Here is a 9831-nt window from a genome sequence, read left to right as displayed (position 1 = left end):
GATGCACACCCTGCGTCTTCGCCCACTCCGTCAGATTCACACCGTGATCATAACACTCACCTGATCAAGGTTACGCTCACTAAATCGTGCTTGGAGATGAGGAGTTGAGAACCCCAGCCAACCCGCACGCAGAGCCTCCGCGTCACGCTCCGCCGGTTCGTCGGGGTCACGCGCGTCCGCCCACTCCTGGCTCCACCGCACCAGGAAGGACCGCCAGTCATCGATCGTTTCCGTCATGACGGCGATCCTGACAGCCACCACTGACAACACCACCGTCCAGCACGGCCGTTCAGGCCCTCCAGGCAGGCGTCAGGTCTTCTCGGCGGCCCTGGAGACCCGGAGCGCCTATGCCCGGGAGTCTGAGAGGGAGCGGGCCAGTACTTACCAGTCGGTTGTGACCGCCGTTCCGCGGAGTCGGCGCCACGCCGACGGTCAAAGGCGAGGTGTTCGAAGATCGCTGTCGACGAGAGGCGCCGAGGTGACGGTGGGGTGCAGGTGCCCGGATTCCAGGGCTAGCCGCCCGGCGTCGACGAGCCGACCTCGTCCTGCTCGCCGTCCGCGGCACCGCGCAGTCTCGTGTCGCCCGTCAGCGCGCCGGGAGCTGGTCGTAGGTCCTGAAGGTGTAGGTCGCGTCGTAGGTCATCAGATTTCCGCTCGGCGCCGGCAGCCCGAGCCGCCGGTTGAGCGGTCCGGCCATCGGCCCGCAGTGTTCAGCGGCAGGTGCGGCGAAGGTGTCGTCGTACGCCGAGAACTTGATCAGCGGTGGGTTCGTGGAGATCCACTGCGAAGGGCCTGATCTCTTCAGCTGGAAGTCGACCGGTGCATTGGCCCCGATGGTGCAGCCCTGCGGCAGCAGCGGGCTCAGCAGCCGGAATCGCAGGCTTAACTGCCCAGTGTAGAAGTCGGATCGGCCGCCGTACTCCGGCTGAATCGCCAGTCCCAGCCGCCGCGCGCGCTCACCCGCCGTTGTGCCGGGCACTCCGCCCGGAATGGCGGTCGGCGCGCTGTGCATCGCACCCCACACCTGCCCGCTGGTACCGTCCGGGAGCGGACCCTCGGCGTGCGTCATGGTGATCGGAGCGAGAGCCACGGTGACCTTGCCCACCGTCAACCGCGGGGCGGCTGAGTGCACTTCGCATCTCCAGCGGGCCAGGTCGACACCGGCGGGTAGGGCCGGACAGTCGCGGAAATCAGTCGCGGACTGTGCGAGGGCAGCCATATCGGCGGGGGCAGCCGGCTCGGCGTACGCGAAGCTCGGCGTGTACATCCCCGCAAGACCCGTCAGGGCAGCGGCACCCGCGAAGGTAAGTGCGGCGCGGCGGGCGAGCGGGGAGCGGTGGTGATCGGCAGTGGTGTTCGACATGGTCATCAGCCTGCTGTCCACCGCCCGCCAACCACCATCGGGGACGCCCCTACCCCCACCCGGAGCCGACCCTGACGCCTTGTCAGGGTTTGACTAGGACGGAGAGCCGCCGAAGTCCGCACACGCGAGGGTCTCCATGGTGCGGTCGGGCAACACGTCCACGACTCAGCAGGCTTCGGCGTCGAGGAGGGAGGTGCGGTAGGTGCATCCCTTGCGGAAGGTGAACTCGTCCACCCCGGGCGCCCGGCAGTGGAAGGAGATCCGGAGGCTGCGCAACGAATCTCCTCGCAGCTACCCAAGCTGAGTTTTCGGCACGAGGGTCGGCATCAACGTAGGTGAGGACACGGATCAGTGGATGTCGGCTTCCTCCGGGACGACCACCTCGTCGACCATCCGCTGGATCTGCTCGGTCGGCAGGGCCACCGCCATCGCCCAGTAGTAGATGGCGAGGCTGAACACCCCGACGGCGAGCATGTCCCACCACAGGGGGAACCACGGGTGCTTGAGTGGGCCGAAGTCGCTGGCGTAGACGATGAGCCCCATGCCGATCAGGTAGACGGGCAGCCACTGCGCCGCCCGCAGATCGAGCTGAGGAGTGATCGGGTTCATCTTGAAGACCCGGTTGGCGACGAGAATGACGTAGCCAATGAGAATCGCGACGCCCAGCTTCCAGTCGGTGGCCCACCCCGACCACAGGATCAGGAAGTTGGCGACGACAAAGGCCAGCGGCGACATCCAGGTCCCGCCGGGCAGCCGGTAGGGACGTTCAGCGTTCGGCAGGCGGCTGCGGAAGACGCCGAAGGACAGCGGCGCGCCAGCGTACATCAGCACACTCGCGCTGGTGATCAGCCCCACCAGCGACTGCCAGCTCGGGAACGGCAGGAAACAGATGCAGCCCATCACGAACGCGGCGATGAGCCCGGGCCAGGGCACACCCCTCCGGTTGGTCTTCTCGAAGACCGACGGCACGTATCCGTTGCGGCTGAGTCCGTAGGAGACCCGCGAGGACCCCGTGATGTAGATCAAGCCCGTGCCGCCGGGAGAGACCACCGCGTCGAGGTACAAGATGGTGGCCAGCCAGCCCAGACTGAGGAGCGTGGCGAGCTGGGCGAAAGGCCCGGTCATGGTGTTGAACGCGGCAGTCGTCCAGGTGCCGTGGATCAGCGACGCGGGAAGCGCGGCGAGGAAGATGACTTGCAACAGGATGTAGATGATCGCGCCGATCACGATGGAGCCGATCACCGCCCGCGGAATGTCGCGTTTCGGGTTCGAGCTCTCCCCGGCGAGCTGGTCGGCCTGTTCGAAGCCCAGCAACGCGAAGATGATGCCGCTCGTGGAGACCGCGCCCAGGATGCCCTTCGCGCCGTAGGGGTTGAACCCGTCCGCGGCGGTGAAATTGCTCCCGTGGAACTGGATGATGGCGAACACGAAGATCGTCAGCAGCGGGATGCCGACCTTCCACCATGTCGCCGCGCTGTTGGTCCGTGCCAGCATCCGGATGCTGAGGAAGTTGATGGCGGTGATAACCGCCATCAGCCCGACCGCGACGGTGATCCCGGAGGCGGTCAGAACGTCCTGGCCGCCCTTGATCTTCAGCCAGCCTCGCGCCCATGAGTAGTGCTGGCCATAAGTGATCATCGCCAGCACCTCGATCGGTGCCACCGTGGCCGCCTGCAGCCAGGAGAACCATCCGAACGACGCTCCCGCGGCTCCGCCGAACGCATAGTGCGGGAACCGGGCAGTACCACCGGAGACCGGATACATCCCGCCGAGTTCGGCGTGCACCAGCGCCAGGATCAGGATCGCGACACTGCCGATCCCCCAGGAAATGATCGCGGCTGGCCCGGCCACTCCCAGCGCCTTCTGCGCGCCGAACAGCCAACCAGATCCGATGATCGATCCCTCCGAAGCCCAGATCAGCCCGATGAAGCCGACCTCTCGCCTCAACCCGGGCCGACCGTCGTGCGTGCCGGGTGTCGCTTCGGATACGCCCATGGCCCACACCCCTTCATCCAAGGTGAGGTACGTCTTCATCCAAGGTGAGGTCTGTCCCAAATCGTATCTCTGGGGCAGTGAGCTCGCGCGCCTGGGCCGCTCCGAAAACGGCGCGGCGACGGCGTTCACGACGGGCATGCGGGCCCGGAACGCCAGTGGCATGGCGAGCGGGCAGGCAGACGGTTTCGAGCCGCCCGGCACAGCGGGATGAGCGGTCGCACTCAACAGCCCGGGCCGCGACCCCACGGCGACCTTGCGGAAGCCGCCCGCGCCCGCAGCGGCCCTCAGGTCTGTGCGCGTACTACGCCGCTGCCGTCGCCCGCCAGAGCGAACACGGCGATCCGTATGAGCGTCGCAGGCGCGTACGGCGTCTCGGCCTTCCATGGTCGTACGAGCGCATTCACCGCAGGAACCTGATCGGCAGGGGCGTACGCCGCTGGAGGTCATTGAGGGGGACAGCTCGTCGGCGCCATCCTGCGCCGGGGACGAGGAGCTCTACTTCCCGAGCCTGGACATCCCCGTACCGTGACAGCGGGGTCAGGATGATCATTCGGTCCTCGGGACACAGCCCCGGCGAGAATCCGGGGCGTGGCTTCCAGACCGTCCAGCTCGGGCATGCGGATGTCCATCAGGATCACGTCGGGGCAGGTACGCGGGACCGCTTCGAGAGCTTCGAGGCCGTTGTCCGCTTCGGGGACCACGTCGAAGCCGTGGGCCGTCAGAATCATCCGGAAGCCGGTACGGACGAGCGCCTGGGTCGTGGGCGACCAGTACACCGGCGTGGGCCGGTCACGCTGTCCCCCGGGGCGGGACGTCAGGGACCCGTGATGCAATGGGCCACCACAGAGCAGATCTCGGGGTGGAGTGGGGCGTGTTGAGCAACGGTGAGCCCGATGCGGGGAGTTTCCAGCCGCTGGAGGACGGCGATCCTCGGGTCGTCGGCGGCTACCGGCTGGTGGCACGGCTCGGGTCCGGCGGCATGGGACGGGTCTATCTCTCGCACACGCCGGGCGGGCGGGCCGTCGCGGTCAAGGTGATCCGGCCGGAGCTGGCCGAGAACGCCGAGTTCCGGAAGCGGTTCCGGGCCGAGGTGGCCGCGGCGAGCCGGGTGCACGGGCTCTATACGGCCCCGGTCGTGGACAGTGACACCGGGGGATCGGTGCCGTGGTGTGCGACCGCTTATGTGCCGGGGCCATCCCTTGCCGATGCGGTGCGCGACCACGGGCCGCTGCCCGTTGACACCGTGCTGCGGCTGATCGCCGGTGTCGCGGAAGCCCTGCAGGCGGTGCACCGTGAGGGCATCGTGCACCGGGACCTCAAGCCGTCGAACGTGCTGCTCGCCGCAGACGGCCCGCGGGTCATCGACTTCGGTGTCGCACGGGCCGCGGATGCCACGTCGGTGACGCAGAGCGGTACGGCCCTCGGCACCGTCGCCTATATGGCGCCGGAGCAGGTGCTCGGCGGGGAGGCCATCTCCTCGGCCGACGTGTTCGCCCTGGGGCAGACCGCCGTGTTCGCGGCGACGGGTGGCGCCGCCTTCGGGGACGGCGATCCGCACGCGGTGCTCTACCGGGTGGTGCACGAGGAGCCCGATCTCAGCCGCGTGCCGGTGGCGATACGGGAGTTGGTGGCACGTTGTCTTCGCAAGGCCGCCGCAGAGCGGCCCTCCGTCGAGGACGTCATACGCGCTGTTCAGACGATCCAGGTGAATCGTGGTGACGAAGCGCGGTTCACGTCCGGGGCGTGGTTGCCGGGCGAGCTGGCGGCGGGAATCACGGCTCGGGCCGAAGGCGCCGATCAGGCCCGGGCGGGGGCGGCTCCGGGCGCTCACTCCTCCGGCGGTTTCGGGCCCGCTGGTTCCGGCGCTTTCGGGCCCCCGACGGCCTACTCCCCCACTTCGCCGTCCCATGCCGCGTTGCCCGGGCCCTTCGTGATGGGGCCAGGAGCCGCGCCGGGTCCGTACGCTCCGCCTCCGTGGCCGCAGCAGCCGGCCGCCGCACAGACCTCCTCGGTGGCCACGGGCGGCAAGGGCCGCAAGGCCCGGGGCTGGGTGTTGTCGGCGGCCGCCGTCGTACTCGTCGCCTGTGGGGCGGCCGCCGCGCTGCTGTTCCTTCCGGGCAACGGCGACAAGAGCGACGACCGCGCGCAGGAGGTGGCCGCGTCGGAGTCGGCTACGGCCGCCAAGGCGTCGCCGTCAACGTCCGGCTCCCCTCAGACCTCGAAGAAGCCCAAGTCGGCCAAGTCCCCTCTGCCGCCCAGCCCTTCAGGGCCCCCGACGCCCACGCGGACCGCGACCTCGGCTCCTCCGGCCGCCGCGTCCAGCAAGCCCGCGGCCCCGGCGGCCCCTGTCCCGGTGACGTACTCCAGGATCCGGATGACCACGAGCCACGACCTGTATCTGGCGGACACTCCGGTGCGGTCCAAGGCGGACACTGGAACCTCCGACGAGGATCTGACGTACGCCGTCTACTCCTCGGGCGCGGTCCTTGCCCCCGGCACCGACTCCGGCAGCTCCCTCGCCCTGCTGCCAGTCGGTCGGCAGGGGAGCCTGGACGTGTGCAAGGCGGCGACCGGCTACAAGAGCTTCGTCTGGGTCAAGGACCTCACCGTCGGCCAGCAGATGTGCGTCATCAGCGGGACGGGGCACGTAGGGCTCGTGACGTATCGGGGCTCGTCCGGGACGACGTACGCCACCTTGGACGTGAAGGTATGGCGTAACGCGGCCTAGAAACGGGTGAGCTGGGAAGCGGATGCCCGCATGCGGCGAGCCCGGACCTTCCGGCGAAGGCATGCTTCTCGCGACCTGGCCCACTGCCGCCGAGTCGGCCGTACGAGGCGCCGACCGCGAACCGCCGCCCCGTCCGTCCCCGACACAAGACCGACCATCGCGGCTGGTCAGAGCCCGCAGGGCGTTTGTGGAAGCCAGTGCCGCATCAGGCGACGTTCGCCCTCGAGGCCGTGTTCCGCAACCGTGTCAGTCATTCTCCAGCGACCTTCCCGGTTCGTGTCGCCGCGCGAACCGGGCACTGGCGGCGTCGTGGGCGCTGCGCAGAAGCTGCATGACCGTGTCCGTTGTCCTCTCACCAGGATTGACGACAGAGATCCAGCCGAGTGCCCCGTATACCGGGTGAGGCATCACACTGTCGGCGGCTGCGTAGTCGCGAGGTCGGGTGAGGCTGCGCGGCTCCTCCGCCGTGAGCTCCCGGAACGTCGCACGGTCGACGTGGATGTTCACACGCCAGCGGCCCGGAGGACCAAGGTCAGAAGCGGCGTCGTCGGGGTAGTTCTTGGTGACGATCGTCCCGTAAGGCTGGACGTTCAGAGGCATCTGACCGTCGGGGGCGTAGTAGAAGAACGAATCCCCCCACGCGAGCTCGGGGAAGTCTCCGCCCGGCTCCGGCATCACCACGAGCGCGCCGGCGAAGCCTCGCACGGTCGCGACGATCTGTTCCATACTCATGGTTCAAGCATCACCTTCAAGTGCTTATGTGGGGTTGGCTGATGAGCGAGCTGGTGAGCGGTTCGCAACGGGTACCGCTCCGCACCGTCGATGTCGCCAGAGAGTCGGGGTACTCGGTGCAACAGGTTCGCGACCTGGAGCGGCTGGGGGTCATTCCCCCGGCCGCTCGATCGAGCAACGGTTACCGTTCGTACACACCGCTTCACGTACACGCTCTTCGCGCCTATCGAGGACTCGCGGGCGCTGTTGGGCCTGTCGCAGCCAGGCAGATGCTCGCGGAGTTGCGAACAGAGACGATCGTGGAGGCTTCCTCGGCGATCAACGCGGTCCATGTTCGGCTCGCGCGGGAACGAGAGGAGACTCTGCGTGCTCAACAAGCGTTGCGTGCGATCCAGGCCGAGGCGAACACATCCGAGTTCGAGCAAGAGAGTGACGCGATGACGATCACGGAGCTCGCCGCAGCGCTCAATGTACGTCCTTCGACCCTGCGGTTCTGGGAGCAGGAAGGGCTTGTCATCCCCGAGCGGGTGACGTCACTGCGAGCGCGCCGCTACGTTCTTTCAGCCATCAGAGCGGCCCGAATCGTTGTGGCTCTCCGCGCCACCGGTTACAGCATTCCGGCAGTGCGCGAGATCATGGGCTCCCTTCACCAGCTCGACGGCCTGGGAGAGACCCAACGCATCCTGCGACAACGTCTTGACCAGATCGCCACACGGAGTGTGGCGCTACTCCGAGCGGGCGCAGACCTGGCAACCGTCGTTACGTTCGCGCAGGAACCGATGACCGCCTAGTCCGTATCAGGCAACGTTTGCTCTGGCGGCCACGGCTTGTAGGCGCTGGTCGTCAGCGTGGCGGTTTCGCCAGATGATGTAGCGGTGGATCATGCTGCCCAGTTCTTTGTGGCGGGCGCCGTCGGTGCCGTCGAGGGTGAAGTAGCGCAGGGCGGTGAACTGGGCCTCGATGGCGTTCAGCCATGAGGAGTTGGTCGGGGTGTAAGCGATCTCGACGTTGTCGGCTTCGGCCCAGTCCGCCACCCTGCGACACCGCTTGGCACATCCACTTCGCTCTGCTCGACCGCTGCGACAACGAGTGGCTGCTGCGCTTCACGAGCCAACTGTGAGACCTCGCAGACGACGCCCGGCGAAACTCCACGGCAACAAGGGCCACGACTACCCTCACCTGCGACGGTGGTCCCGAACGCGGGACTTCACCCCCCGCATCGCCCGCCGCGGAGTCGAGAACTCTCAACGGCTGGGCCGGCATCGGTGGTTCGTGGAATGACCATCGTCTGGCTCGGTGGGTGCCGACGCCGGCACCGGCGCTACGAGCGCAAGGCCGGCCAGTTCCTGGCCTTCACCGCGATCGCAGCCACTCTCATCTGCTGCTGCAGGCTCCCCAAATGAAATGGCTTGTGAGTGGTGGGAAGGGCGAGAGCATGAGCTCCACGCACCTCAAATGGCCTGGAGCGATCTTGCCCGTCTCCTGGGGCCGAGTGCCTGCCCCTCAGGGGTTCAGCTCCGCCCAGCAGGTGGATCCGCCGGTGTGCGAGATCGTGCCGTAACGAACCGCCATGGCGGCGACGATGAGCATGCCGCGGCCGTGTTCCTCGTACTGATCCGCTTTCAGCGGCGGATCGGGGCGCGGACCACCGTCGGTGACTTCAATCCGCAGGAGACGTTGCTGGTCACAGCACACTTGCAGAGCAGCCGGCGGCACGGCGTGGAGTACTGCGTTGGTGACGAGTTCGGAGATGATGAGCAGAGCATCGTCGCGCGCCGTGGGCGACACATTCAAGGCCGTAAGGAAGTCCTTCGCAAGGCGCCGTATCCGGCTGACGTCTCTGGCATCGGTGCTCACCAGAGCGAGGTGTCGGTCACGCGCGTGGCCTGCCTCTTGCCATTGGCTTTTGCACAGGTGCTGGTCAGCCCTCGTGGCCATGCGGTTTGAGTTCGGTGCGAGCAGTTCGACCGAGCCGGCCGATTCAAGGGGTGCTTGAGCAGTCATCGCAACCTCGGGTTTCCGGGGATGCGACGTGCGGTCGTCGCATCCGCCGAGCAATAGCCCACTGACTGGTTATTACCAGATATGACCACTTTGCGCGCCGGGCGGCGAGGTGTCAATTTCGATATCGCGAGAGATATGCCGATTTTTTTGCGCTTTCCGTCGTGAAACGGGTCATCGGCACCGATCCCGTCGCCCCCGGCCACCGACATTCCGAAGCGGCTCTCCGCCAGCGACATTGCGCTCCCACCTGCCCGGGAAACGCGCCGTGCTTCCTACGTAGGGTCACCGCTTTTGCCGCTGACTCTTGGCTCGGAATGCCCTGGAGTGCGACTCCTGGACCTCGCTCAGTGGGTCGCCGTCCAGTTCCCAGGGCCAGGAGGTGGCAACCTCTGCGCTGGCCTCGAAGACCGGCCAGGCGTCCTTCAGGCGTACGGCTTTCGTCAGCACGTATGCGAGAAGGTTCAGGTCGGCGAGTGCTGCGGCGTGCCTGAGGAAGCCAGGCTGGGTCCACGTCGCGAGGGCGTTGTCGACGAGGGCGCGTTCCTGCGGCTGATTCCAGTGCCGGTGTGCGGTCAACGCCGTGATTCCTCCGGCTGCCAGAGCCCTTCGGTACCGGTTGAGGCTTGCAGCGAGGCTTATGGCCGCTACGGGGGAACCCGCGGGCTCGGAGACAGCGACCCAGTCGGTGAACTGGACAGTCAGTACGTTGGACCCGCATTCCTCCGGGGAGACGTAATGCAGCATCTGCCAGTGGGCCTCGCGATTCCACGGATCACGCGTCTTCACGGCCATCCATATGGGGTGCACTTGAGCCCAGGGTGCCCGCAGCAGTCGGTGGTAGCTCAGCAGCGCCACCCAGGGGGCAGGGTCCGCAGGTGCCAGCTCAGCGGCATTCCGGCACAGGGAGATCGTTGCGCTCGCGGCGGGGACGAGGGCCACGGCCAGTTCCTGGCCCTCACCGTTCTCCTGGGGCACCATCACGCTGGCGGTGAGCAGATCCATGGAACGG

Annotated in this window: 6 protein-coding genes and 4 pseudogenes; 3 read left to right on the top strand and 7 right to left on the bottom strand. The window is 67.3% G+C overall.

What is annotated here, in order from left to right; all coding sequences use genetic code 11:
* Positions 1-586 precede the first annotated feature (586 nt).
* From AB0D27_RS43865 to AB0D27_RS43855, 3 genes and pseudogenes are all read right to left on the bottom strand, one after another.
* Entirely contained in the window at positions 587-1363 is a 777-nt protein-coding gene (locus tag AB0D27_RS43865; RefSeq protein WP_362520854.1) for a hypothetical protein, read from the bottom strand.
* A gap of 348 nt (positions 1364-1711) precedes the next feature.
* The gene (locus AB0D27_RS43860; RefSeq protein WP_362520859.1) at positions 1712-3358 is read right to left on the bottom strand and encodes an APC family permease; all 1647 of its coding nucleotides are present in this window, start codon (positions 3356-3358) and stop codon (positions 1712-1714) included.
* 566 nt (positions 3359-3924) lie between these two features.
* A pseudogene (locus AB0D27_RS43855) lies at positions 3925-4086 on the bottom strand (response regulator); the annotation flags it as partial.
* A gap of 143 nt (positions 4087-4229) precedes the next feature.
* Here AB0D27_RS43855 and AB0D27_RS43850 point away from each other — a divergent pair.
* On the top strand, positions 4230-6086 hold the full coding sequence (locus AB0D27_RS43850; protein ID WP_362520852.1) for a protein kinase: 1857 nt from the start codon (positions 4230-4232) through the stop codon (positions 6084-6086).
* A gap of 246 nt (positions 6087-6332) precedes the next feature.
* On the opposite strand, the gene AB0D27_RS43845 is transcribed toward AB0D27_RS43850, so the two are convergent.
* Complete coding sequence (locus AB0D27_RS43845) at positions 6333-6812, bottom strand: DUF6194 family protein (protein WP_362520857.1); 480 nt, start codon at positions 6810-6812, stop codon at positions 6333-6335.
* A gap of 47 nt (positions 6813-6859) precedes the next feature.
* Between AB0D27_RS43845 and AB0D27_RS43840 the strand changes: the two genes are divergently transcribed.
* Positions 6860-7609 (top strand): MerR family transcriptional regulator, encoded by a 750-nt coding sequence (locus AB0D27_RS43840; protein WP_362520850.1) that lies wholly within the window; start codon positions 6860-6862, stop codon positions 7607-7609.
* 6 nt (positions 7610-7615) lie between these two features.
* Here the strand turns inward: AB0D27_RS43840 and AB0D27_RS43835 are convergent.
* Positions 7616-7867: pseudogene (locus AB0D27_RS43835) on the bottom strand (IS630 family transposase); the annotation flags it as partial.
* 70 nt (positions 7868-7937) lie between these two features.
* Here AB0D27_RS43835 and AB0D27_RS43830 point away from each other — a divergent pair.
* Positions 7938-8221, top strand: a pseudogene (locus tag AB0D27_RS43830) (IS5/IS1182 family transposase); the annotation flags it as partial.
* 100 nt (positions 8222-8321) lie between these two features.
* Here the strand turns inward: AB0D27_RS43830 and AB0D27_RS43825 are convergent.
* Both AB0D27_RS43825 and AB0D27_RS43820 read right to left on the bottom strand, forming a co-directional pair.
* Positions 8322-8822, bottom strand: coding sequence for an ATP-binding protein (locus AB0D27_RS43825; protein WP_362520847.1), 501 nt, complete (start codon positions 8820-8822; stop codon positions 8322-8324).
* 282 nt (positions 8823-9104) lie between these two features.
* Positions 9105-9831: pseudogene (locus tag AB0D27_RS43820) on the bottom strand (hypothetical protein); the annotation flags it as partial.

It is taken from the genome of Streptomyces sp. NPDC048415 (genome assembly GCF_040651675.1).
In the GTDB taxonomy this organism is placed as follows: Bacteria; Actinomycetota; Actinomycetes; order Streptomycetales; family Streptomycetaceae; genus Streptomyces.
Note: the sequence above shows the minus strand (reverse complement) of the source record. Positions and strands in the feature narration are given on the sequence as shown.